The following is a 25710-nucleotide window of genomic DNA, read 5'->3' on the forward strand; positions in this document are numbered from 1 at the left end:
AAGGGAATCGTTTCCCAGCCCCACTTTTCCGATATCAACAATAAACGAAAAAAGCTGCCCCAATTAGTCTGTTACAGACTTATGGGACAGCCCCTTTTCTCATGCTAAGCGCTCATTCTTTCTTTATTTGATGAGTCGGGATACAAAGTCTTCCGGGATACGATAGATCATTTCCGGATATCCTCCCTTGTAGTAAAGGGCAACAAAATAACTTCCTTGATTGTCATGGCCGCTCCTATTCAGTAGCATCTCGACTTTTTCGGGATCCGTTACCGTCCATACATGGTCGCTCGATGCAGCAGCTTTTTCGAATCGATTATAAATCGAACTTTCATCCCCTTCTCCATACATGATTACGGCTTTTGAAATATCATCGGCTGTCAGGATGACCTCTTCGTACATTTGCTGCTCCTGAAGCCAGTCATTAAATCGGTCATACGAACGTTTCAATGGTACATGAATTTCTCCTCCATCACTTAAAGAGAAACTGACTTCACCCTGGTCTCCGATCAAGGGAAACCTTTTATCAAAGGTTTCTTCATTCAAATCCTGTTTCAATTGATTCACCAATGATGTAATCTTATCAGCATCTGTTATTACAATGTTCTCGTCCTCTTTCCCGGGAACATAAAACCGGATATTATCGATATCTTCACTGTCCACATGCAAGATCGGGTATTTTAACTGTTTATATTCTTCTGATTCATAGATAGGTTTCAGTACAGATTGAAGCTGGTCTTCAGAGATTATATATTCTCTAATGACACTTTCCTGACCTTTTTCCTCATAGACAAGAAATATATTTCGCTTCCTGTTAGCATTATCATTAGGCGGGCCGGCTTCCACAATCTGCTGATGCAGTCTGCGAATCGCCTCGATATTATCTGCGCTGGTCAGGTATCCCGATTCGGACATCATCATCTCGTTTTTGTTTTTATACGTATATGAACCTTCTCCTATAAATACCCGTTCCACATTCCCCGCTTCAGGTATTTCTTTTTCATAATCGGTGACATCTGCTTCTAGCATGAAAAAAACAAGGAACGTGACAACGGCAAAGCCAAGGTATCCTTTCCATTTACCAAAGACCCGCCATGTTTTTTGCAATACTATCTCAGCAATCGTATATCCAATCAATGAACCTACTATATACCCAAAAATCACCCATCCGGAAGGCTGATTTTGAAAATATAATCCGCCTACGAGCATCATACAGAAGGTCAATCCGTATTTGAACAATGGTTTCAAGCCGTTATAAACGATTGCCTGCCCGGCCATTTCTAATTTTCTATGTTTGTAAATAACCCATGCTAAGCCATAGAAAAATACGGCGATACTTGCATAAATAATAAACCGGCTTGCTGGTAAGGACCCATTAAATAAGTTTAATGAATCGCTGAGTGGTGAAAGCATCTCTATGCTGCTGTCCATATAATAGTTAGTAGAAAAACCATATAAAAACTGGTCAAGGACGAAGTAGAAAAGCACGGTGATACCTGCCGGGAAAAGCAGCATAATATAAGTCAGGACACCCTGAACGGCTGACATGCCGGTCAACATGCCGACAAACACGGTGGAAAAAAACAGCAGTAATGTATAGCACAGTGTGCCACCCGCCCAATACCAAAGGTCCCTCCACTCATAAATACCAGTTAAATCGTAGCTGACAGTAATGATGGCAATGATTAAGGTGGTGATGACAATGGGTAAAACTAAGATAACCAGGCCATTCCAGACATTAATATTGTAAAGCTCCATCCGCTTTAATGGCAGGCTATGTATAAAGTCGGAGGACTCTTTTACATGAAGATAACGAAATAAAAACACTCCTAACAACACAGGCAGGACGATCATCAACAGCTGCTGGATTTCAAAATTAACCTGAAATAACCCTCTTTGATAGAAATATTCACCTAAAGGTCTGTCGCTTGATACTTCCATCATTAACTTGATAGGAAGGGCGAATAGCAGACCGGCCAAATATACGATACCGATCCAGCCCACACTACGGAAGTTCTGTTTTGTAACTTCTTTTTTAAACGAGGATGTTTTCCACATTGTAGCCGACACCTCCCATTTCATAAATAAATATTTCTTCTAATGTAAGCGGCAGTAAATCAAAAACTACCGGATTATAAGCTCCAACCTTCTCTGTGATGACCTCTTCCTTCCCCCTTACGATCCATAACCGGACGCTTCCCCGCTTTTCTTCGTGCAGGAGTGTCAATTCCTGTTTCAATTTGGCAGGCACGTGATTTCTGAAAGCTGCCTGAACTTTATGGATGTCCGCTTTCAAGTCATCGAGGTCTTTTTCTAAAAGAATGTCTCCATTATGTATAATCCCTACATAATCGCAGATGTCTTCTACTTCTCTTAAGTTATGCGAGGATATCACAATGGTCATTTGCCTTTCTGCGACATCCCGGATCAATAGATTTTTCACCTTTTTCCTTACAACTGGATCCAAGCCGTCAAACGGTTCATCGAGAACCAGGATATCCGGCATAGCTGATAAAGCAAGCCAGAACGCTACCTGCCTTTGCATGCCTTTCGAAAACTGACTGACTTTCTTTTTAATATCGAGGCCAAATATATTTTTTAATTCCTCGAACCTTGGCTGGTCCCAGCCAGAATAAATATTTTGATAAAACTTTGACATTTGTTCAATCGTGTAATGAGGGAAAAAGTAAAGCCGATCAGGGATAAAAACCATTTTATTTTTCACCTCAGGATTTTCAAACACGGGAGCCTCGTTCACCTGTACACTGCCTTCCTCCTGCTTTAATATTCCAGCCATAACTTTCAGCAGGGTGGTTTTCCCTGCCCCATTAGATCCGAGAAGACCATAGATGGAACCGGTCTTAATCTGTAATGTAATATCATTAAGCACCCTTTGGTTTTGAAAAGATTTCTCTACACCCCGTAATTCAATCATTTGTCTTTTGCCCCCCTATCGATTCTTCTGCTTCTTTAATAAGCTGTTCGATTTCTGTCCGTGTCATGCCAAGATACAACGCTTCAGAAATATCCGCTGTCAGTTTTTCTTTTATCTTCATAAGTTCCTCCTGATTAACGGCGTCATCGGAAACCTGTACGAAGCTCCCTTTTCCTTTTACCGAATAGATGTAGCCTTGGGTTTCCAGCTCGCGATAGGCTTTTTGAATCGTATTTGGATTAATCGTCATCTGCCTCGCCAATGTTCTTACCGAAGGAAGCTTCTCGTCTGCCTGAAGTACCTCTTTAATAATTAATTCCTTGAATTTCTCGACAAGCTGTTCGTAGATTGGCTTTCTGCTTCGTAAATCCAAATCAAACATGGCTTTCTCCCTCCGATCCATGAACCGTGTTAACTGTATTAGTATCCTTAGTACAGTTAAAGTATATAGGATAATATGGAATTTGAGAAGCAGTTTTTTACTTTTTATGAAATTATTTACCATGAGTAAGCAGAACAGTGGAGAAACCTAAAAAATTTTGATAGTTTAAAACTTCAACAAAACTAGTCTGGTTAAATTTTTATAGTTAATAGATTTGACTATCCTAAAAATTCTGATAACATAAGAAAACATACATCGGCCATAATTCGGCCAGTAATTTTTAAAGAAAAACAGGAAGGTGAAATCATGACAACAACAAGACAATCCAATGACAGTACTATCCCCTTACGTCGAGACGTAAGTGAACTGGGTAATATGCTCGGTGACATTTTAATTCATCATGGCGGTCAAGAATTGTTCGATAAAGTAGAAACTATCCGCCAAATGTCAAAAGAGCTGAGAAACAACCCGGATGAAGCAACCTATCAAAAGTTGAAACAAGAAATCGAAAACCTCCATCCTCCGATGCGCTCCCAAGTCATCCGCGCATTCTCAATTTATTTCCATCTTGTTAATATAGCTGAGCAGAACCATCGCGTACGCCGGCGCCGCGAATACCAGCTTCGTGAAGATCATGGAATACAACCATTCTCCTTAGAGAGTGCAGTCGAGTCACTTCGCAAGAATGAAATTTCCAGTTCCGTAATTCAGGATGTGCTCGACCAATTATCCTTAGAACTGATTATCACGGCCCATCCGACAGAAGCGACAAAACGGACGGTATTGGAAATCCAAAAACGGATCGCTACCATTTTGCAACAATTGGACAACCCTCAACTCACTTCCCATGAAAGGGAACAGTTACAGGACAGTTTAATGAATGAGGTGACAGTTCTATGGCAGACGGATGAGCTCCGAGAGCGTAAACCAACAGTAATGGATGAAGTGAGAAATGGGCTTTACTACTTTGATGAAACACTTTTCGATGTACTTCCTGACATCCATCAGGAACTGGAAGACAGGCTGGAAGAAAGCTATCCAGGCGAGGAGTGGCAAATCCCTAACTTCCTTCGTTTCGGCTCATGGATTGGGGGAGACCGTGACGGAAACCCGAACGTAACCCCTGATATTACCTGGAATACCTTGAAGAAACATCGAGAGCTGGTGCTCAATAAATATGAGGAAGTACTGGTTGAATTAATGAAGCGGTTCAGCCATTCGACCAAAATTGTTTCGGTCACTGATGAGCTGCTTACCTCTGTAGAAAAAGAAGAAGCCATTATTGGTGCAAATAAAAAATGGCGTGTAGAAAAAGAAATATACCGACGTAAATTTGCCATCATTTTAGAGAGGCTTCGCAATGTCGGAAAATCAGAATTAGGCTACGATTCTGCTGATCAGCTATTGGACGACCTGTATATGATTCAACGAAGTGTAAACAGTCATCAGCCAAACCAGCGGGAATTAAAGATGCTTCGTAAACTGGTACGCCAGGTTCAGCTGTTCGGCTTTCATTTAGCGACACTCGACATTAGGAACCATAGTGGCGAGCATGAAGCCGCCATAACGGAGATACTCCAGAAAGTAAATATCTGCGAAGATTATGCTTCATTAAGTGAACAAGAAAAAATTAAAACGCTGGAAGGAATCCTCGAAGACCCACGCCCGATCACTTTGTTGGATGAGGATTATTCAGAGGAAACACAACAAATGCTGCGGGTTTTCAATTTAATCCGTGAAGCCCATCGTGAATTCGGGGATCGTGCCATCGAGGTATACCTTGTAAGCATGACAGAAGCAGCCAGTGACCTGCTGGAAGTATTAGTGCTTGCCAAAGAAGCCGGCATTTACCGTCTGCATCCCTATGGAAGAGTGGAAAGTAATCTCAATGTCGCACCTCTTCTGGAAACAGTGGACGATTTGATAGCAGGACCTGAAATTTTGAAAACTTTATTTGAAATGGATGCCTACCGTAAACACTTAGGCGAGCGAAATAACCATCAGGAAGTCATGTTAGGCTATTCCGATGGAAGTAAAGATGGCGGTACACTGACTGCCAATTGGAAGCTTTACAATGCACAACAGGAGATTCATGATATGGCCAGGGAATATAACATTGGACTTAAATTCTTCCATGGTCGTGGAGGATCACTAGGTCGCGGCGGCGGGCCATTGAATCGAAGTATCCTTTCCCAGCCAGCGGAAACCTTGGGAGATGGTGTAAAAATTACAGAACAAGGTGAGGTATTGTCTTCCCGCTACCTTATCCGCGATATCGCTTATCGAAGCCTGGAGCAGGCAGCATCTACCCTCGTTGAAGGAGCTGCCCATGTATCGAAAGAATCAGAACAAGGACATCACCGAGAAGCTACATGGGAAAAAGCCATGGAAGAAATATCGGAGGTTTCCCTGAAAAAATATCAATCTCTAGTATTTGGCGACAAAGACTTCCTCACTTACTTCAATGAGGCAACACCATTGAAAGAAATCAGTGAACTGAATATCGGATCCAGACCGATGAAACGGAAAGACAGCTCTAAATTTGAGAATCTACGTGCGATTCCGTGGGTATTTTCCTGGACACAGAACCGCCAGCTGCTTCCGGCCTGGTATGCAGCCGGTTCCGGGCTGACTTCCTATGCAGAACAAAGCAGCAGTCACCTGGAGACATTGCAGCAAATGTATGAACATTGGCCTTTCTTCCGCTCCACCATCGATAACCTGCAGATGGCTTTGATGAAAGCGGATCTTCAGACAGCAAATCACTACAAATCGCTTGTTAAAGATAAAGACCTTGGTGAACGGATCTATAGTGAGATTGTTGATGAATATAATAGAACGAAAGATATCCTGTTAAAGATCAGCGGGGACAAGGAATTATTGGATAAACAAGTGACGATCCAGGATTCTGTAAGATTACGTAATCCTTACGTTGATCCATTGAATTTCCTACAGGTAGAATTGATCAAAGAGTTAAGAGAAACCGATAGCAGAGAAGAAAGTCTGCTAACAGAAGTCCTCCTTACTATCAGTGGTGTTGCTGCCGGACTTCGCAACACTGGCTGATTAAGACTATGCGCATATTGCAAGAAATAATAAACCACGAGAAAAGCAGTTGGCAATTTTCGCCAACTGCTTTTTAATGTTCCTATCTTTCCGGTTGAACCTAATGTACGCTTTACTTAAAAATCAAAATATAATGGATAATGGTTACTGCACTTTTCATTAAAACGGTGCCTGCATGACGGACATTCAGAAGCTTCTATATATTCATTGATAGTCAATTCATGGTCGCAATTCCCACAGAGAATTGCCTGCTCATTCCAAAGTTCCCGTGGCCATTTTTCCTCCCGGTGATTCGCCTTTTCCTTATGGCAATAATAGCAAGCGTAATATTCTTTGCAGCAATAAAATTTGATGGCAATGATATCTATGTCACTATGATAGTGTTGGCAACGCGTGTAAGGATCTACCTGTACCCCTTTAACTTTCTTATTGCTGGACTCCATGATGCCTTTCCCTCCTTTTTACTCTCCTACTTTTTTATGTAATCTTTTCTATAATTCCACTAACAACTGATTATTCGTTTCCTATCTAATGATTTCCTTCAAAGAAGATAAATTTCCGGCTAAATAATAACATCCAGTACCTGAAAGGGTCTGGATGCCGTTATTTTTTATAGTCGTCTAAAAAGTCTTTTTGAAAGCTGGTACTGACTTTATGTGAGCGATCGCTTGCAGCCGTCAGGTCCTGAAAAGGGTTTTTGCCATAACGCTCCGTCAGCTCATCGATGGTTTTATAGAGCTTTTCTTTTTCTGCGTACTGCTCGTAGCTGAATATGTCCAGTTGTTGGGTCACTTCTTTCTGTTCGGCCAAATCTCCTGCAGTTATTCCTAACAGCCGGACAGGTTCCTGGTTCCAATGTTCATCAAATAGCCTGGAAGCAATATGAAACAGATCATCCGAGGTATGGATATAATCATTCATTTGTCTGCTTCTTGTGATGTTTTTCCAGTCGTGATAACGGATCATCAACTGGACATTTCTCGCCAGTACTTTTTTTCCACTCATACGGGCAGCCACTTTATTTGCAAGTTTCCTCAACACCTGGCGGATCTCCATATCATCGGTGGTATCCTGGGACAGAGTGGTTGAAGTTCCGATACTTTTGAATTCATGTACGGCTTCTGGATCCACAGGACGGTTGTCTTGTCCATTAGCACGGTTTCTCAACCGCTCGCCATTAATCCCCAATAATTGTTTCAGTTTAAATACATCATAATTAGCAAGATCACCAATGGTTTCAATGTTATAATTGCGAAGTTTTGCAGCTGTTTTATCGCCGACGCCATACATTTCTTCAATCGGTAGCGGCCATAATTTCTTCGACAGGTCACGTTTTCGCAAAACGGTGATGCCCATCGGCTTTTTCATATCCGAAGCCATCTTAGCCAGAAACTTATTTGGTGCGATACCGATACTGCATGGGAGGTCGAGTTCATCAGAAATCCGCTGTTGGATTCGATCAGCTATTTCCAATGGAGAACCAAGATGTTCGCAGGCTGTGATATCCATATACCCTTCATCGATCGATACCGGCTGGATAATCTCTGTGACATCTGCCAGTATTTTAAACATTTCTTTAGACGCCGTACGATACCGGTCGAAGTTCGGGCGCATCACGATCAAATCAGGACAATGCCGTTTGGCTTCCCATAACGGCATCGTCGTTTTTACACCGTGCTTCCTTGCTTCGTAGCTGCTGGTTACGACAATCCCCTTTCGTTCTTCCGGGTTTCCTGCGATAGCCAAAGGTTTCCCCTTCAAGGTGGGGTCGAATGCCATCTCAACAGAAGCATAGAAACTATTCATATCGACATGAAAAATGACCCTGCCATTTTTCGGGTACCATCTAGAAGACATGGGGATCCTTCCTTCTTTACGAACTTTTGTTCTTCTATTATAGCACGGGTAAGCAACATAATTCGAGACACACCCCAGGTCCCCCAGAATCTGGATGTCCCGGGTCGGCAGAAACTAAAAAATCGACCATGCTTGTTAAGCATGATCGATTTGTTCATTTATGCTTCGGCTGCTTCCTGAATGATTGCAGTGACAAACTCAGCAACTTTTTCGAGTTCAGCTACTGGCATGCGTTCATTAGTTGTATGAATCTCTTCATACCCTACTGCGAGGTTTACTGTCGGAATGCCATGCCCGGCAATGATATTTGCATCACTTCCGCCGCCACTTTGCAGCAGTTCACTTTCACGGCCAATATTTTTGGCAGCACTGCGAGCAACTTCAACGACCTTGTCACCAGCCTGGTGTTTAAAGCCAGGGTACATGACGGTGACCTCGACATCTACTTCACCGCCCATTTCCTTGGCAGTGTTATGGAATGCTTCTTTCATTTTCTCCACTTGAGCTTCCATTTTTTCCGGAACCAGTGAGCGTGCTTCTGCTAAAATTTCCACATGATCGCAAACGATATTCGTCTGCTTCCCGCCTTCAAAGCGGCCGATATTTGCCGTCGTCTCGTCGTCAATCCGGCCAAGCGGCATTTTGGCGATTGCTTTAGCAGCAAGCGTTATCGCAGAAACACCCTTTTCTGGAGCAACGCCGGCATGCGCTGTCTTGCCTTTGACGATCGCATTAATTTTTGCTTGTGTCGGAGCAGCAACGATAATGTTGCCGACCTTTCCGTCACTGTCGATGGCGTAGCCATATTTAGCTTTTAATAGGGAAGCATCAAGTGCCTTGGCACCGACTAAGCCGCTTTCCTCCCCAACAGTAATGACAAACTGGATGTCCCCATGTTCGATATCTTTTTCCTTCAGTACACGGATGGCTTCCAGCATAGCTGCAAGGCCTGCTTTATCATCCGCACCCAGAATGGTAGTTCCATCAGTTACGATATAGCCATCTTCAATCGAGGGCTTGACTCCATTCCCTGGAACTACGGTATCCATATGGGAGGTAAAATAAATTGTATCGACGCCTTCCTTTGTCCCTTTCAGGTTACAAATCAAATTGTTGGCATCGTGCTCTGTCTGGCTCCGCGCATCATCTTCCAGCACTTCCAGACCAAGCTCCGTGAATTTCTTTTTCAATACTTCTGCAATTTTCGCTTCGTCTTTCGTCTCAGAATCAACCTGCACCAGCTCCAGGAACTCCTCAATCAGACGCTCTTTATTTACAGCTGCCATTCGTATGTCCTCCTTTACGTATCAGACGGTCCAATTATTACGTTAGCGGAACAGCCTGAAACTGTCAACGAAGGCAGTTTCAGGCTGCCGGCATCTTTAGAGAGGAATATTGCCGTGTTTCTTTTTCGGTCGTTCTTCCTTTTTATTTTTCAGCATATCCAGTGCTTTGATCAAAGTGCTCCGGGTCTCTCGAGGATCGATGACATCATCAACCATGCCCAGGGAAGCTGCCACATAAGGGTTAGCAAAACGTTCCCGGTACTCGCTGATTTTTTTCTGGCGTGTTTCTTCCGGGTTATTACTTTCTTTTATTTCTTTAGCGAAAATGATATTGGCCGCACCTTCAGGTCCCATTACGGCAATTTCAGCATTCGGCCATGCATAGACCAGGTCTGCACCGATGGATTTACTATTCAGTGCTACATATGCCCCACCATAAGCTTTTCTTGTAATAACCGTGAGCTTTGGTACTGTCGCCTCTGAATAGGCATACAAAATTTTTGCTCCGTGACGAATGATGCCTCCATGCTCCTGCTTGATTCCCGGGAAGAAACCGGTGACATCTTCAAACGTAATGATTGGTATATTGAAAGAATCACAGAATCGAATAAACCTTGCCGCTTTATCACTGGAGTCAATATCGAGACCACCGGCCATGTACTTCGGCTGATTGCACACAAGGCCAACCGTCTTGCCTTTAAGTCTTGCGAAGCCCACGACGATGTTCTTAGCAAAGTCTTTATGAATTTCAAAAAATGAATCAGGATCGACTACTTCGTCGATAACCACACGTACATCGTAAGGCCGGATCGGATCGAATGGTATCTTGTCTGTCAAATCAGGAAGGTAGTCATCTTTCTCCTCCATCTCTCGTACTGGAGGTTTCTCTTCATTGTTAGCTGGGAGGTAACTCACCAGCTGACGGACAGCATCAAGTGCTGATTCTTCATCCTGTGTTTTTAAGTGGGCGTTTCCGCTCTTCGAGTTATGCACATAAGCACCACCAAGGTCTTCCGATGAAATTTTCTCACCTGTGACAGTTTCAATGACCTTTGGTCCGGTAATGAACATCTGGGACGTTTCTTCCACCATGATCACAAAATCTGTGATAGCCGGAGAATACACAGCTCCGCCAGCACATGGACCCATTATTACTGAAATTTGAGGTATAACCCCAGAGTATATGGAATTTCGATAAAAAACATGGCCATAGCCATCAAGGGATGAAACCCCCTCCTGGATGCGAGCGCCCCCGGAATCATTTAATCCAATAAATGGTGTACCATTTTTAACTGCTAAGTCCATGACGGCAGCAATTTTTTTCGCATGCATTTCACCTAAAGCCCCGCCGAAGACAGTAAAGTCCTGGGCGAATAAGTAAACTTCTCTCCCATCAATTTTACCAAAACCTGTCACAACACCCTCTCCTGGTGCCGACTGCCCATTCATACCGAAGCTGTCTCCGCGATGTTCCATAAATGGGTTCAATTCAATGAATGTTCCCTCATCCAGCATGTAATCGATTCGCTCTCTTGCTGTCATTTTTCCTTTGGCATGCTGCTTTTCAATTCTCTCGTCACCACCGCCAAGTTCTGTCTGACGGCGTTTATCATAAAGTTCATTTATTTTATCGTAAATATCCATGATGTATCACTCCTTCTCACTATGCTGACACAATTCATATAAGACGCCGTTTCCAGCTTTTGGATGAAGGAAGGCGATTTGACTGTTATGCGCTCCTGTTTTTGGCGTTTCATGAATCAATGCAACACCACTTTCCCTATATTGTTCCAGTCGTTCGTGGATATCATCCACTTCCAGTGCAATGTGATGGATGCCTTCCCCACGCTTTTCTATGTGTTTCTGGATAGGCGATTCTTCACTTAACGGCTCCAGTAATTCCAGTCTGGTCTCTCCAATTTTAAGAAAAGCAACGCGCACCTGCTCCGAAGCTACTTCCTCCACATTTTCCAGCTTCAGACCAAGCACATCCTGATAAAAAGGAAGGGCTGCTTCCAGTTGCTTGACTGCTATCCCGATGTGGGCGATTTTCTCAGGAGGAGTAATCAGTCCAGCGTCGGGATCGACCAGTTTTTCTATATAATTTGCGATAGCTTCCGTCGGCGTGCCGCTAGTGAATATTTTTGCCACTCCCTGTTCCTCTAAGTAAGCAATGTCTTCAGCAGGAATCACTCCTCCACCGATGACCGGGATATCTTCTGCTCCTTTATCTTTCAAAGCCTGCACTACTTTTGGAAACAGCGATTTATGTGCACCGGATAAAGATGATAAACCTACTACGTCGACATCCTCCTGGATGGCAGCTTGTGCGATTTGGATTGGTGACTGTCTCAATCCTGTGTAGATTACTTCCATCCCATGATCTCTCAATGCCTGTGCAATGATTAAAGCTCCACGATCATGGCCGTCCAAACCTGGTTTAGCTATCAATGCGCGTATTTGTTTTTTCATGTCCGTTTCCCCCTTTTACATCCCCGTATATTCGCCAAATTCCTCTCGTAATACATTGGCGATTTCTCCGACGGTAGCATATGCTTTAACCGCTTCAAGGATATATGGCATCAAATTTTCATTCGCATTCTGTGCTGCCTGCTTCAAATTCTGCAGGCAATCTTCGATCAGCTGCTGATCTCTTGATTCTCTTATATTTTTTGTCTGTTCGATTTGTCTTGCTTCTAACGCTTCGTCTACTCGAAGCAAATCAGGATTGATTTCTTCATCAATACGGAAATCATTCATCCCCACGATAATATCTTCTTTTGATTCAATTCGCTTTTGTGCCTCGTATGCTGATTGATGGATTTCCCGCTGCATATAACCGTCTTCGACCGCCTGCACGGCCCCGCCCAGTTTCTTGATTCGCTCCAGGTAATCGTTGACCTCTGCTTCGATTTTGTCTGTCAAGGATTCAACATAGTAGGAACCGCCTAATGGATCAATCGTATCGGCTACCCCACTTTCATTAGCGAGGATCTGCTGAGTACGGAGCGCAATTCGGGCAGAATCTTCCGTAGGTAAAGCCAACGCCTCATCCCTGGAATTCGTATGGAGGCTTTGCGTTCCTCCCATAACTGCTGCAAGCGCTTGCAATGTAACCCGAACAATATTGTTATCCGGCTGTTGTGCAGTCAATGTAGATCCACCAGTTTGGGTATGGAAACGAAGCTTCCAGCTTTTCGGATTTTCTGCTTTGTAATGCTCTTTCATGATTTTCGCCCAAATACGTCGTGCCGCTCTATATTTCGCTACTTCTTCAAAGAATTGATTGTGAGCATTGAAGAAAAACGCAAGTCTTGGTGCAAACTGGTCTACTTCCAAGCCAGATTCAATAGCAGCATCTACATAAGCCATGCCATTCGCAATTGTAAAAGCGACTTCCTGCACTGCAGTAGATCCCGCTTCCCGGATATGATAGCCGGAAATACTGATGGTGTTGAACTTTGGCACGTTTGTCTGGCAATAGCCGAATATATTTGTAATCAGACGCATGGATGGTTTTGGCGGAAAAATGTATGTCCCACGAGCAATATATTCCTTTAGAATATCATTCTGGATGGTTCCGGTCAGCTTCTCCATCGGTACTCCCTGCTTTTCTCCTACCGCTATGTACATGCAGAGTAAAATGGAGGCCGGAGCATTGATCGTCATGGACGTGCTGACTTTATCAAGAGGAATTTGATCAAAAAGCTTCTCCATGTCCTTTAAAGAATCAATTGCCACACCAACTTTACCAACTTCTCCTTCTGCCATCGGGTCATCGGAATCATAACCGATTTGTGTTGGCAGGTCGAATGCTACGGACAATCCCGTCTGCCCTTGTTCTAATAAATATCGAAAACGTTTATTTGTCTCTTCCGCAGAACCAAACCCTGCGTATTGACGCATTGTCCAGTATCTGCTTCGATACATGGTCGGCTGGATACCACGTGTATAAGGGTATTGCCCCGGAAAGCCTAAATTTTCTTCATACGAAGACACGGAAGAAGCATCCTCCGGTGTATAAATTCGTTCTACTGGAATTTCAGAGCTTGTAACAAAGTTTTCTTTACGCTCAGGGAATCGTTGGGTGGTTTTATCCACGTCCGTTTCCCACTGTTGCTTTTGTTGTTGATACTTTGATTGATCACTCATTCAATTGACCCTCCCTCTCCCTGAATATCTTCCTTACTAGCTTACCAAAAAATCAGACCTCTTTTCACCAAAAAACCTGAAACAATGCCATGATTTTTCAAATTTTTGAAAGATTTCATAATTCTATTTTGAAATACTTTTCCGGTCTTGTCCAATCCCCCAATAACATGTAAAATACAGTTAACGTGTGTCCGGGGTATTTTCGGACATCCCGAGGATGTATAAAGGAGGTAACAACCTTGGCTAGAAAACAGTCAAAACGTGAACGCCGGATGAAAATAGTTATTTATATCATGATTTTATCTATGGTACTGTCATCTCTATTAGCAGGGGCAGGAATGTTTCTTTAATAAAATGTAGTTTAAATTGAAAAAAAGCGGAGCTTGCCCTGGCAAACTCCGCTTTTTTATTGAAGTCTTTTCTTCATTTCCTGTCTTACATAATCCTCGTAGAGACTTAAAAAGTCCCGATCATTTTCTACTATCAAAATTTTCGCCCCGATTGGCACCTGTTCATACAGTTGTTCTACCTCGTTATTATTCGAACGGATACAACCCTGGGAGACATTTTCCCCGATCGAAGAAGGCTGATTCGTACCATGTATACCGTAAATCCGGCCATCAGTCCCCTTAGCATCAAAGCCGATCCATCTTGAGCCTAACGGGTTTTTAGGGTCCCCTCCTGGTATATCCTTTTTACGGTAATAGGGATCTTTAGCTTTTACAGTAACCGTAAATAATCCCGCAGGTGTAAGGTCTTGTGTTGCCCCGGTAGCAACCCGATAAACCTTTTCCAGCTTGCCGTTGTCAAAAAAAGCAAGCTGGTTCGTTTCTTTACTGACAATGATGAATGGGTCGGTAACTTCCGGATGATAAGGAGGAGAGAAAGCTAACAGAAGAAAGATAAGAAGCGTTTGCATGGTGATTTCTCCTTTTTGCTTAGCATCCCCTCTCTGCTCCGCCTTCTATACGTCACTCTTTTTAAAAGAACGTTTAATAATCAAATACTGTTCGATTTCATTAAGTAAATTAAACAGACTTGCCCTCACTTCAAATTCCTGCCTGGATTCCGGTAATTGATCTTCCCGGAACTCTTTCCTTAACTCCTGGATCTGTCTCAAGTAAATGACTGCGGTATTTCCAGGATGAACAGCTTCTGCCAGTTCATCAAAGAAAGCAGCTATCTTAATCGAATGCTTATAAGAACCAGACACACTGCTTACCAGCGGCAGCATTCTCTCCAACAACTCAAATTGTTTCACTCGCATATTAAAATAATGATAATGCTGATTATGAGAACGAAGTAAATGATTTTCCACATCCCGGAATGCCATCGATTTAGACGCTTCCAGGAGTTCCGCTGTTTCGGTCAATTCTTTGCCGGACCAGTCATTGTCCCCTTCACGAAGGTACGTGGCTAATTCTTTTAGGATAATAGAAAAGTTTCGCTCAATCTTTTCCTGATATTCATAAAGCTTATTATCTAAACTCGGCATATACAGGTTCAAAATCAAAGCGGTTCCGATCCCGACGACAATTAACATAAATTCGTTTGCGATTACCGATAAATCGATATTTTTCGAACCATAAAGATGAAGAATAATAACTGAACTGGTCACTATTCCAGGAGAAACCTTTAATTTCACAGTGGTAGGAATAAACAAGAAAAGCATTAGACCAATTGCAATAGGATTATATCCTAACGCCTCAAAAAATACATAAGAATAAACCATGGCAATTATACAGGCAGCAAACCTGTGCCATGCCGATAATATCGAACGTTTTCTGGTTACTTGTATACATAAAATGGTCAGAATTCCGGCAGATGCAAAGTTTTCCAGGCTCATCAATTGGGCAATCCAAATAGCAACCGGTGTACCGATAGCTGTTTTTATCGTGCGATAACCGATTTTCACAATAGATGGCTCCTCTTCCTAGTTGTACTAAAATATTTTAAAATCATAACATGACTTCCTATATCCTGAAAAGGCAGCCGTCCCTTTAATGAAAGTTTCAGCTGCCTCCTCTTTCTGCTGCTTCCTTATATCTTTGATAGTAGGCCGGGACGTTATTCAAAAGCAACAATTCTGTATATAGGTAACTTTTCATATTGAAGTCATTAAAATCGATATTCGTCAATTCCAGTATTTGTTTGATCCGATAATTAAGTGTATTGGGATGAATATACAAATCATTTGCCGTCTGTTTGCCCTTCCCGTTGTTAGCAAGGTAAACTTCCAGAGTCTTCAGCAGGTCGGTCTGGCTTTCCCTATCCTTTTTCATCAATCGCAGCAAGTCCTCACTAAAATAATCTTCTGAGCTATTCTTTTCATACAAAGCTGCCAGATAACGATAGACCCCTAATTTAGAAAATTCCCTAGGCATCGTTTCCGGACGTGGAGTAATAAAATTAGCCGTTTCAATAACTTCCAAAGCTTCAAGAAAACTCTTTCTCATCTGAATCAGTGACGTATATTCCTTCCCCAGGCCAATCAAAAAACGATAAAAAACCTTGTGGCCTGCAATATCTCTTACTTCACTGATGAATTCACGTGCCAGATTTCTTGAAGAAAACTCTTTGTCCGTTTCTCCTTGGACAATCAACACTATTTGATAGTCAGATTTCAATAAATATAATTTTCTCCTGAGGTAGAAACTTTCCACTACTTTTTCTAAATAATCTAACCGATAATTTTCACCGGGGTCAGAAATAGCGAACACCAATACGGAAAAACGTTCCGGCAATTGCAGTTTTGCTAAAGTCGCTTCGTTACGCAATTGATTTTCACTGCCATACTCATGCTGAAGCAAGTTCCACAGTAATTCCTCACGTCGGCCTTCTTTGGCATTAACTTTGGCATATGCGTCATAAACAAGCTTACCTAAATGGGGATTGATTTCTTGTAAAAAATCAAGCTCCTCGTCCTTAAGCAGTGTTTCCGATTCCTGCACCCATATATATCCCATCGTTTGTCCCAGGTGTTTAGCAGCGATGACGATTCTTTGATAAAAACCAAGTTCTTCAATCGGTTGAACTCTGATAGGCGTCGGCTGTTTCTCAAGACGCTGGACAATCCCTTCCTTTTTCAAACGGTCGATGATAAAAATCGGACATTTCTTAGAAAGGATTGTCTTTTGCTGTGTCTGATCGAACTCATCCATGGAAGCACTATAGGATACCAGCTCAAAGTTTTTATTCTCAATAATGACTGGCTTGTTCAATTTTGAGCTGATCAGTTCGGTCACTCTATGAATATCATCTGTCCGATAAATCATATCTTTTACATCCATAGTCATGTCTACCCTCCTCCATGCCACCCGCTCCCCCAATTTTTGGAGGTCTCCGGGGTACGTAAAAATAAGTTACTGCTAATTATATCGAATTTCAAGTGGAAACCGAAAGAAGAACCACTTGAAAGTCATGATCTTTAGAAGACATTTCAAATTTTCCAAAAAAAAGCAGCACCCCCTTCCTGGGAGTGCTGCTTTTAATTGATACTTAATATTTTTCTGAAATAGTTTTTGGATTCATGTGCAGGGCCAAGTAATCTGGTCCTCCTGCTTTGGAATCGGTACCGGACATATTGAAACCTCCGAAAGGCTGGTACCCGACGATAGCTCCTGTACAATTCCGGTTGAAATACAGGTTGCCGACATGGAAATCTGCAGCAGCCTGATCAAGATGAGCGCGATTATTTGATATCACAGCACCGGTCAAGCCGTATTCAGTATTATTTGCAATATCAATCGCTTCATCGAAGTCTTTGGCTTTCGTGAAGCAGACGACTGGTCCGAAGATCTCCTCTTGCTGCATCCGGGAGTTTGGATCAAGGTCGGCGAATACCGTTGGTTCGATGAAATAACCTGTGGAATCATCTCCTTTACCTCCAGTTACCAATCGGCCTTCTTCTTTTCCAATTTCGATATATCCCAGGATTTTGTCATAGGCTCCCTGGTCGACAACCGGTCCCATATACACATTTTCCTCCGAAGCATTACCGACAGTGAGCTCTTCTGTCCGCTTTTTCACGCGTTCTAACACTTCATCATAGACATCTTCATGGACAACGGCACGGGAGCCGGAAGAACACTTTTGACCGGAAAAACCGAATGCTGAAACGATAATAGCTTCTACTGCTGTATCAAGATTTGCTTCGTTATCGACTACCACTGTATCTTTACCACCCATTTCAGCAATCACTTGTTTTAGTTGCTGCTGGCCAGGCTGAATTTCAGCTGCCCGTTTAAATATACGTGTGCCAACTTCCCGGGAACCAGTAAAAGATATTAATGCTGTTTTAGGATGATCGACAAGGTAGTCACCAACTTCCCCGCCACTTCCAGGAACAAAGTTCAATACACCTTTAGGCAATCCGGCTTCTTCCAGGACTTCTACAAATTTTGCTGCAATAACTGGACTGTTACTGGCAGGCTTCATTACCACCGTATTTCCTGTAACAATTGGGGCGATTGTAGTACCAGCCATAATAGCAAAGGCTAAGTTCCATGGTGGAATGACTACACTTACACCAATCGGCGTATAAACATAACGGTTATGCTCCCCATCACGGCTATTGACAGGCTTTCCATCTTTTAGTTCAAGCATTTGACGACCGTAATATTCGAGGAAATCAATCGCTTCTGCCGTATCCGCATCTGCTTCCTTCCATGGTTTACCTACTTCATATACAAGGTAAGCAGAAAATTCATGCTTACGCTTGCGCACGATATTAGCAGCACGGAAAAGAATCTCAGCTCTGGATGCAGCATCCCACTTTTTCCAGCTCTTGAATGCTTCTGCTGCTGATTGAATTGCTTGCTCAGCAGTCTCCTGGTTAGCTTTAGAAACATTTCCTACCACCTGCTTTGTATCAGCAGGGTTCGTAGAAACAATTTTTTCTTCCGTGTGAATACGCTCTCCATTCACAACAAGGTCATAGTCTTTGCCCAGTTCATCTTTCACTTGCTTCAATGCAGCTTCAAATGCCTGCTTATTCTCCTCAATCGTAAAATCTGTGAATGGTTCATGACGATAAGCTGTTACCATTTATAAAACCCCTTTCAAGAAAATTATTTATCATTTATTTACTGAAAACACCTTTAATTGCAAAGGCGATATTCGCTGGTCGTTCAGCCATCCTTCTCATAAAATAACCATACCAATCATCTCCATAAGGCAAATATACTCTTACGGTATAGCCCTCCTTAGCAAGGTCAAGTTGTGTCTGATTCCTCATCCCATATAACATTTGGAATTCAAATTGATCGGTTGGTATCCGCTGTTCTGCTGCCAGCTCTTTCGTGTAATTGATGATTTGATCATCATGGCTGGCGATAGCCGTATAATTGCCATTCAAAAGATTTTTCTTAATCAGATGCTTCAAATTGGCATCTACCTTTTCTTTAGCCGGAAAAGCAACTTTTCCAGATTCTTTATATGCCCCTTTTACTAATCTCAAATAAGGATCGTATTCATCGAGCTCATCTATATCACAATCTGAGCGGTACAAATAGGATTGAATGACTGTACCAAGGTTCTGGTATTTTGTTTTTAATCGTTTGTAGATTTCCAGGGTACGTTCACAACGTGATGAGTCTTCCATGTCTATGGTTACAACTACCCCGTGCTTCTCGGCTGTATCAAGTATTTGCTCCATGTTTTCGATAACCAGTTCTTCGCTGATATCAAGACCAAGGGAGGTAAGTTTTAATGAAACTTCAGAACCTAGTTGATGTTCAGCGATTGTACGAATGGTTTCCATACATTCTTGAGAACGGTTTCTTGATTCTGGTTCGGAATTTATAAATTCTCCCAAATGGTCTACGGTCACTTGAAGACCTTGCTGATTCAAACGCTTAATCAATGGTACGGCCTGGTCAAATGTTTCTCCACCGACTATTTTATCGGCTCCAAATTTTGGCCCCCACTTTTTTGCTAATTTATCCAGCAGCCGGTTATTCGATAAAAACAAGAAAAAGTTCTTACTAATGGCCTCCACTACCATCACATCCCTTCGCTTCACTTACGTAAAGAAGATGTTTCCCTATTCCTTGCAACCCTAACCTAATTATTTATCTGTTAAGAAAATTGTAACGATTATGACGGCTTTTAGACAAGGTGTGCCGCTCACAAACATCTCCCTTCGGTTTTGTGGTTTAAACACAATCACAACTGAGATATATGGAAGTGTCCTTTTCAACGCAAAAAAATCCGGTTACAAGGCACTAACCTTGTAACCGGATTTTTTTACTTCAAACCTTATATTTCTTCACAATGCTCTTCAAATATGTTTTGGAGCTTTCCAATGACTTCCATTGGTTCAAATCCTTCGATATCATGACGCTCGACCATTGTAACGATTTCTCCGTCCTTCAAAAAAGCAAAAGAAGGTGAAGAAGGCGGGTATCCGACAAAGTGCTGGCGAGCACGTTCCGTCGCTTCTTTATCCTGCCCTGCGAATACTGTGACTAGGTGGTCTGGCCGTTTATCGTAATGGATAGAATGTGCTGCTGCAGGACGTGCTACACCACCGGCACACCCGCATACAGAGTTAATCATCACCAATGTAGTTCCTTTTTGATTCAATGCTTCATCCACTTCGTCTGGTGTAGTAAGTTCTTTATAGCCAGCCTGGGTGATTTCGTTACGAGCCTGGTTGACGACATCGTTCATATAAATATTGAAATCCATTCGTATATCCCCTTTATAACAAGATTATCTTCTTAGATAATAGTATCAATATTTCCAGTTGCTTTCAATCAATCAGTTATTGCTAGAAGCTTTCTATACAAAATTCTCTGAAAATACAGTTGACATCTCTGATTTCCGCCACTTATAATACAGGACAATTGCATAGCAACTCTTATCAAGAGTGGCGGAGGGATTAGGCCCGATGATGCCCGGCAACCATTCAAGCAGCTGCTTGAAAAGGTGCTAATTCCTACAGAAACCATGTTCTGAAAGATAAGAGAGGTTTGGATACATAACTTTCCTCTTCTTATCAAAAGAGGGAAGTTTTTTTAATCTTTGGCTCTGTTAAATAGTGTTATTCATTTACAATAAGAGGCTCATTCAATTAAAGGGCCGAAAAGTCGAAGACTTAATTTAATAACGGTACGGTGGGGAACGACTCCCTTTCCGCGGACATGCGCTGAGCCTCCTCGAGCTGACGCTCTGCGGGGTCTCACCTGTCATGCTCATCCCGCAGGGCTTTAGCCCGAGGAAGCTTGCCAGGTCCCCCGCAGGAAAGCGAGTCGTTTACCAGACCATCTCTTTCTTTTCATGGTAACGGACCCAACTATCTTGGAACTGAGTCTTCAGTAAAAGAGAGCATAAGTGTAAATGCAACACGGGGATTTAACAGAGCTTAGTAAAACTACAACTGAGAGGATGATTCGATGACAAAAAGAAGTTTAGAACAACGATTGCAGGAAGGTCCGGTTATTTGCGGGGAAGGATACCTATTTGAATTAGAACGTAGAGGATACCTTCAAGCTGGTTCATTCGTTCCAGAAGTCGCCTTGGATAATCCACAAGCTCTTAAACAAACTTATCGAGATTATATGCTGGCAGGTTCGGATGTCGTTTTAGCATTCACTTACAATGCCCACCGGGAAAAAATGCGGATTATCGGCAAAGAAGATTTATTAGAGCCATTAAACCGCCAGGCTATTAGACTGGCCAAAGAAGTAGCAAAGGAACATCCCGAAGAAGAAGCATTAGTGGCTGGCAATATTTCAAACACCAATCTTTTCAATCCCGACGACCCATCTTCAAAAGAAGACGTGCGTGCTATTTTTTCCGAAATGGTTCGCTGGTGCAAAGAAGAGGGGGTAGACTTTGTCAATGGTGAAACCTTCTATTATTACGAGGAAGCAAAGATTGCTTTAGAAGAAATAAAAAGACAAGGCCTCCCTGCTGTCATTACATTTGGATTAATGGGAGAGAATGTATTACGGGATGGCTATTCCGTAGAGGAAGGCTGTCAGTTATTGAAGGAACATGGAGCTTTAGTAGTAGGGATGAATTGTTTCCGCGGACCAGCTACAATGCAGCCTTATATGGAGAAAATCCGTAAAAATGTTGAGGGTTATGTAGGCGCACTCCCCATACCATACAGGACCACTGAAGAACACCCTACTTTTTTCAATTTACCAGATGGGGGATGCTCTTGTACTCTGCCGACAGAGACTACCTTTCCAACATCACTAGACCCTCTTTATTGCAACCGGTATGAACTTGCTGCCTGGGCAAAGGAAGCCCATGATATTGGAGTGAATTACTTAGGGTTATGCTGCGGGGCATCTCCAAGTATGCTGCGTGAAGTCGCAGAAACTGTAGGGAGAGTGGCCGTCAATTCCACTTACTCCCCAAATATGGATAAGCATTTTATGTTTGGAACAGATAAATCCCTGCAATCTCATATCACTTCCTATAAAACAAAAGCATAGAAAGAGACCTCTTCATATAAGAAAAACTCCCGTAACCATCTTAGGTGCACGGGAGTTTTTCTTATAGTCCAGGAAATTATAGCATTTTCTTTTTGTGAATAAATGTATGCGGTGGGTTCCTTCCAGCTCCAGCACCTACCCCCTCGAGGTCTTAAGTCAATCCTCTCTGTGACAAAAAACGTCACGGCGAGGCTTGGCTTAAGCTTGTCGGGGGTGAGCAAGGCGCTTGCGCTTTTGTTCTTAATAAATTGGTGTATTATCTTTCGTTACATTTTCCAGTATTTCTTTAACACGTGCAAGGAAGTTACCGGCAACTAAGCCATCAAGCACACGATGATCTAATGATAAACATAGATTCACCATATCTCTTGCAGCGAACATTCCATCTTTGATAACAGGCTTTTTCACGATGGATTCCACCTGTAAGATCGCAGCCTGTGGGTGGTTGATGACACCCATGGACTGTACAGAGCCGAAAGAGCCGGTATTATTGACCGTAAACGTGCCACCTTCCATATCTGCAGAAGTCAACTTACCATTTCTTGCTTTCATGGCAAGGTCAGTAATGTCTTTCGCAATCCCTTTGATACTCTTGTCATCAGCATCCTTAATAACTGGTACAAACAATTGATCTTCTTTCGCAACTGCAATATTTAAATTAATAGCTTTACGCTGAATAATCTTATCACCAGCCCACGTGCTGTTCAATTGCGGGTATTCTTTTAACGCCTGGGCTACTGCTTTGACAAAGAAAGCAAAGAATGTCAGACTGTAACCTTCTTCTGCTTTGAACTTATCTTTCATCGTATTCCGGTACTCGACTAAACCAGTAACGTCCACTTCGACCATCATCCAGGCGTGAGGTATTTCTGTCTTAGATTTGACCATATTCTGAGCAATTGCTTTTCTCACGCCAGTAACCGGAATTTCTTTATCACCAACTTCCGTTTTTACATTAACTGGAGCTGGCGCAGACTGGGACGGAGACGGCTGAGATGTTTGGGGCGCGGCTTCCTGTGCAGGTTCCTGCGGCTGTTTATCCTTTGTGCTGCCTCCAGCAATTACTTGCTCGACATCTTTACGAGTGATACGGCCACCTTTGCCAGTACCTTCTACCTGCTCAAGATCGATATCGTTCTCCTGAGCCAAACGCATGACTGCTGGTGAAAACCGCTTCTTCATCGGTTTGTCGTTTTCAGCTGATTCACTCTGCTTCTCATTCTTCGTAACAGGAGCGGATTTCTCTTCAGCTACAGGATCTGCCTTGGCCGGTTCCTCTTTAACTTGTTCGGCTGTATCCTCTGTTGAACCGCTACCTTCTACTTCCATATAGCACATCAATTCACCAACAGCAATGGTATCGCCTTCCTGTGCGACTAATTCTTTGATTACACCTGTATAGGATGATGGTACTTCTGCGTTTACTTTATCTGTCATTACTTCTGCAATCGGATCGTACTTATTAACTTTATCTCCCACTTGGACCAGCCATGTGCTGATTGTGCCTTCGGTGACACTTTCGCCCAATTGTGGCATTTTTATTTTTTCAACGCCCACAGAGACTCCTCCTTTAAATTAAAATTCAGCAAGCTCTCTCATGGCTTTTTCAACTTTATCTGGATTGATCATGAAATATTTCTCCATTGTCGGTGAATAAGGCATGGCCGGAACATCTGGTCCAGCAAGCCGCTGAACAGGTGCATCCAGGTCGAATAAACAATTCTCACTAATGACAGCAGATACTTCGCTAATGATGCCGCCTTCTTTGTTATCTTCTGAAACCAGCAGGACCTTCCCTGTTTTCGATGCCGCTTCAATAATCGCATCTTTATCTAATGGATAAACGGTACGCAAATCGAGGATATGTGCATCTATTCCATCTTCCGCAAGCTTCTCAGCTGCCTGTAATGCAAAATGGACCGCTAAACCGTATGTAATTACGGTAATATCAGAACCATCACGTTTTACATCCGCCTTACCAATCGGAAGTGTGTAATCATCTTCCGGAACCTCTCCCTTAATTAGACGGTACGCCCGTTTGTGTTCAAAAAACAGCACAGGATCAGGATCACGAACTGCAGCTTTTAATAACCCTTTCACGTCATATGGAGTGGAAGGCATAACGATTTTCAAGCCTGGCTGGCTGGCAAATACAGCCTCAACTGATTGAGAATGGTATAAAGCCCCATGAACCCCGCCTCCATAAGGAGCACGGATAGTAATTGGGCAGCTCCAGTCATTATTGGAACGGTAGCGGATTTTAGCCGCTTCAGAGATTATCTGATTGACCGCAGGCATGATGAAATCAGCAAACTGCATTTCAGCTACGGGCCGCATTCCGTACATAGCAGCACCAATTCCGACTCCTGCGATTGCGGACTCAGCTAGTGGAGTATCGAGTACCCGGTCTCCGCCAAATTCATCATATAACCCATCTGTAGCGCGGAATACACCGCCGCGTTTCCCTACGTCTTCCCCTAAAACAAACACTTTCTCGTCACGCTGCATTTCTTCACGCAACGCTTGTGTCACTGCTTGGATATAAGAAATTACTGGCATTGTCGTCCCCTCCTTACTCTTCGTATACGTGTTTCAACGCAGATTCCGGTTCAGCATATGGTGCGTTCTCCGCATAATCTGTCGCCTCATTGACTAACTTAGTGATCTCCTCGTTCATTTCCTTTTCAAGGTCTTCAGTCAAAATGCCCAGGCCACGCAAGTAATTGCCGAATGTAATGATGGAATCTTTCTTGCGCGCTTCCTCTACTTCTTCTTTTTCACGATACGTACGGTCATCATCATCACTGGAATGGGCAGTCAGGCGATAAGAAACTGCTTCAATTAGCGTGGGACCTTCTCCACTACGGCCGCGTTTGGCTGCTTGCTTGACTACTTCATAAACCTCCAGTGGATCATTCCCGTCCACCGTATAACCAGGCATCCCATATCCAATAGCACGGTCGGATACTTTTTCGCAGGCGAGTTGACGTTCAACGGGAATAGAAATAGCGTATTTATTATTTTCTACCATAAAGATAACAGGAAGTTTGTGAACCCCGGCAAAGTTTGCTCCTTCATGGAAATCACCCTGATTTGAAGAACCTTCTCCAAAGGTAACGAAGGAAACGAAATCCTTTTTCTCCATTTTTCCAGCAAGCGCGATACCAACAGCATGGGGGACCTGGGTGGTTACTGGAGAGGAACCAGTGACAATTCGGTTCTTCTTTTGGCCAAAATGTCCAGGCATTTGACGGCTTCCTGAGTTAGGATCTTCCGCTTTAGCAAATCCGGAAAGCATTAACTCTTGCACGGTCATGCCAAAAGCAAGAACAACCCCCATATCCCGATAATATGGAAGGACATAATCTTTGTCCCTGTCAAGCGCATAGGCTGCCCCAACCTGGGCTGCCTCCTGCCCCTGGCAGGAAATGACAAATGGAATCTTTCCTGCTCTGTTCAATAGCCACATTCTTTCGTCAACTTTTCTAGCCGTAAGCATCGTCCGGTACATGTCTAATACTTGTTCATCCGTTAATCCAAGTTTTTCATGGCGATTTTCAGCCATTTCAACCCCTCCTTTAC

The 25710-nt window shown here is 42.9% G+C and carries 21 protein-coding genes and 1 riboswitch; of the genes, 3 read left to right on the plus strand and 18 right to left on the minus strand.

Annotation, left to right across the window (positions count from 1 at the left end):
- Positions 1-123 precede the first annotated feature (123 nt).
- From FHS45_RS13125 to FHS45_RS13135, 3 genes are read right to left on the minus strand one after another with little or no spacing between them, the layout of a single operon-like run.
- On the minus strand, positions 124-2058 hold the full coding sequence (locus tag FHS45_RS13125) for a DUF6449 domain-containing protein (RefSeq protein ID WP_062446552.1): 1935 nt from the start codon (positions 2056-2058) through the stop codon (positions 124-126).
- Positions 2036-2935 carry an ABC transporter ATP-binding protein gene (locus tag FHS45_RS13130; protein ID WP_062446554.1) on the minus strand — a complete coding sequence of 300 codons (900 nt, stop codon included), beginning with the start codon at positions 2933-2935 and terminating at the stop codon, positions 2036-2038. The genes FHS45_RS13125 and FHS45_RS13130 overlap by 23 nt, the downstream gene beginning before the upstream one ends.
- The gene (locus FHS45_RS13135) at positions 2928-3317 is read right to left on the minus strand and encodes a GntR family transcriptional regulator (protein WP_062446556.1); all 390 of its coding nucleotides are present in this window, start codon (positions 3315-3317) and stop codon (positions 2928-2930) included. Before FHS45_RS13135 ends, FHS45_RS13130 begins: the two co-directional genes overlap by 8 nt.
- 306 nt (positions 3318-3623) lie before the next feature.
- Here FHS45_RS13135 and ppc point away from each other — a divergent pair, with 306 nt between their 5' ends.
- Complete coding sequence (gene ppc, locus FHS45_RS13140; protein WP_062446558.1) at positions 3624-6383, plus strand: phosphoenolpyruvate carboxylase; 2760 nt, start codon at positions 3624-3626, stop codon at positions 6381-6383.
- A gap of 116 nt (positions 6384-6499) precedes the next feature.
- Here the strand turns inward: ppc and FHS45_RS13145 are convergent, their stop codons facing one another.
- From FHS45_RS13145 to FHS45_RS13170, 6 genes are all read right to left on the minus strand, one after another.
- On the minus strand, positions 6500-6826 hold the full coding sequence (locus FHS45_RS13145; RefSeq protein ID WP_062446560.1) for a CHY zinc finger protein: 327 nt from the start codon (positions 6824-6826) through the stop codon (positions 6500-6502).
- Between the two features lie 160 nt (positions 6827-6986).
- Complete coding sequence (locus tag FHS45_RS13150; protein WP_062446562.1) at positions 6987-8240, minus strand: DNA polymerase IV; 1254 nt, start codon at positions 8238-8240, stop codon at positions 6987-6989.
- Positions 8241-8398: 158 nt separating this feature from the next.
- Positions 8399-9526, minus strand: coding sequence for a M20/M25/M40 family metallo-hydrolase (locus tag FHS45_RS13155; RefSeq protein ID WP_062446564.1), 1128 nt, complete (start codon positions 9524-9526; stop codon positions 8399-8401).
- 96 nt (positions 9527-9622) lie between these two features.
- On the minus strand, positions 9623-11170 hold the full coding sequence (locus tag FHS45_RS13160) for an acyl-CoA carboxylase subunit beta (protein WP_062446566.1): 1548 nt from the start codon (positions 11168-11170) through the stop codon (positions 9623-9625).
- A 6-nt stretch (positions 11171-11176) separates the two neighbouring features.
- The gene (mce, locus tag FHS45_RS13165; protein WP_062446569.1) at positions 11177-11998 is read right to left on the minus strand and encodes a methylmalonyl-CoA epimerase; all 822 of its coding nucleotides are present in this window, start codon (positions 11996-11998) and stop codon (positions 11177-11179) included.
- A gap of 15 nt (positions 11999-12013) precedes the next feature.
- On the minus strand, positions 12014-13678 hold the full coding sequence (locus FHS45_RS13170) for an acyl-CoA mutase large subunit family protein (protein WP_062446571.1): 1665 nt from the start codon (positions 13676-13678) through the stop codon (positions 12014-12016).
- 239 nt (positions 13679-13917) lie between these two features.
- Between FHS45_RS13170 and prli42 the strand changes: the two genes are divergently transcribed.
- Positions 13918-14028, plus strand: a complete 111-nt coding sequence (prli42, locus tag FHS45_RS13175; protein WP_229717878.1) for a stressosome-associated protein Prli42 — start codon at positions 13918-13920, stop codon at positions 14026-14028.
- A gap of 56 nt (positions 14029-14084) precedes the next feature.
- Here the strand turns inward: prli42 and FHS45_RS13180 are convergent, their stop codons facing one another.
- From FHS45_RS13180 to FHS45_RS13205, 6 genes are all read right to left on the minus strand, one after another.
- Positions 14085-14597 (minus strand): L,D-transpeptidase, encoded by a 513-nt coding sequence (locus FHS45_RS13180; protein ID WP_062446573.1) that lies wholly within the window; start codon positions 14595-14597, stop codon positions 14085-14087.
- A gap of 45 nt (positions 14598-14642) precedes the next feature.
- Positions 14643-15596, minus strand: a complete 954-nt coding sequence (locus tag FHS45_RS13185; protein WP_062446575.1) for an aromatic acid exporter family protein — start codon at positions 15594-15596, stop codon at positions 14643-14645.
- Between the two features lie 94 nt (positions 15597-15690).
- On the minus strand, positions 15691-16974 hold the full coding sequence (locus tag FHS45_RS13190) for a PucR family transcriptional regulator (RefSeq protein ID WP_229717879.1): 1284 nt from the start codon (positions 16972-16974) through the stop codon (positions 15691-15693).
- A 202-nt stretch (positions 16975-17176) separates the two neighbouring features.
- On the minus strand, positions 17177-18724 hold the full coding sequence (gene pruA, locus FHS45_RS13195) for an L-glutamate gamma-semialdehyde dehydrogenase (protein WP_062446577.1): 1548 nt from the start codon (positions 18722-18724) through the stop codon (positions 17177-17179).
- A gap of 34 nt (positions 18725-18758) precedes the next feature.
- Positions 18759-19676: a proline dehydrogenase family protein gene (locus FHS45_RS13200; RefSeq protein ID WP_062447991.1), complete on the minus strand. Its 918-nt coding sequence runs from the start codon at positions 19674-19676 to the stop codon at positions 18759-18761.
- 260 nt (positions 19677-19936) lie between these two features.
- Positions 19937-20374, minus strand: a complete 438-nt coding sequence (locus tag FHS45_RS13205; RefSeq protein ID WP_166761427.1) for a BrxA/BrxB family bacilliredoxin — start codon at positions 20372-20374, stop codon at positions 19937-19939.
- 163 nt (positions 20375-20537) lie between these two features.
- Positions 20538-20648, plus strand: a riboswitch (SAM riboswitch).
- Between the two features lie 427 nt (positions 20649-21075).
- Between FHS45_RS13205 and FHS45_RS13210 the strand changes: the two genes are divergently transcribed.
- Positions 21076-22128 carry a homocysteine S-methyltransferase family protein gene (locus FHS45_RS13210; protein ID WP_062446581.1) on the plus strand — a complete coding sequence of 351 codons (1053 nt, stop codon included), beginning with the start codon at positions 21076-21078 and terminating at the stop codon, positions 22126-22128.
- A 240-nt stretch (positions 22129-22368) separates the two neighbouring features.
- Here FHS45_RS13210 and FHS45_RS13215 read toward each other — a convergent pair whose 3' ends face one another.
- The 3 genes from FHS45_RS13215 to FHS45_RS13225 are packed head-to-tail and all read right to left on the minus strand — an operon-like array spanning position 22369 to position 25693.
- Positions 22369-23685: a dihydrolipoamide acetyltransferase family protein gene (locus FHS45_RS13215; RefSeq protein WP_062446582.1), complete on the minus strand. Its 1317-nt coding sequence runs from the start codon at positions 23683-23685 to the stop codon at positions 22369-22371.
- A gap of 18 nt (positions 23686-23703) precedes the next feature.
- Entirely contained in the window at positions 23704-24687 is a 984-nt protein-coding gene (locus tag FHS45_RS13220; protein ID WP_062446583.1) for an alpha-ketoacid dehydrogenase subunit beta, read from the minus strand.
- A 13-nt stretch (positions 24688-24700) separates the two neighbouring features.
- A complete protein-coding gene (locus FHS45_RS13225; protein ID WP_062446584.1) occupies positions 24701-25693 on the minus strand; it encodes a thiamine pyrophosphate-dependent dehydrogenase E1 component subunit alpha in 993 nt (330 codons plus the stop codon).
- Between the last annotated feature and the right edge of the window lie 17 nt (positions 25694-25710).

The organism is Thalassobacillus devorans (assembly GCF_011761345.1).
GTDB lineage: Bacteria > Bacillota > Bacilli > Bacillales > Halobacillaceae > Thalassobacillus > Thalassobacillus devorans.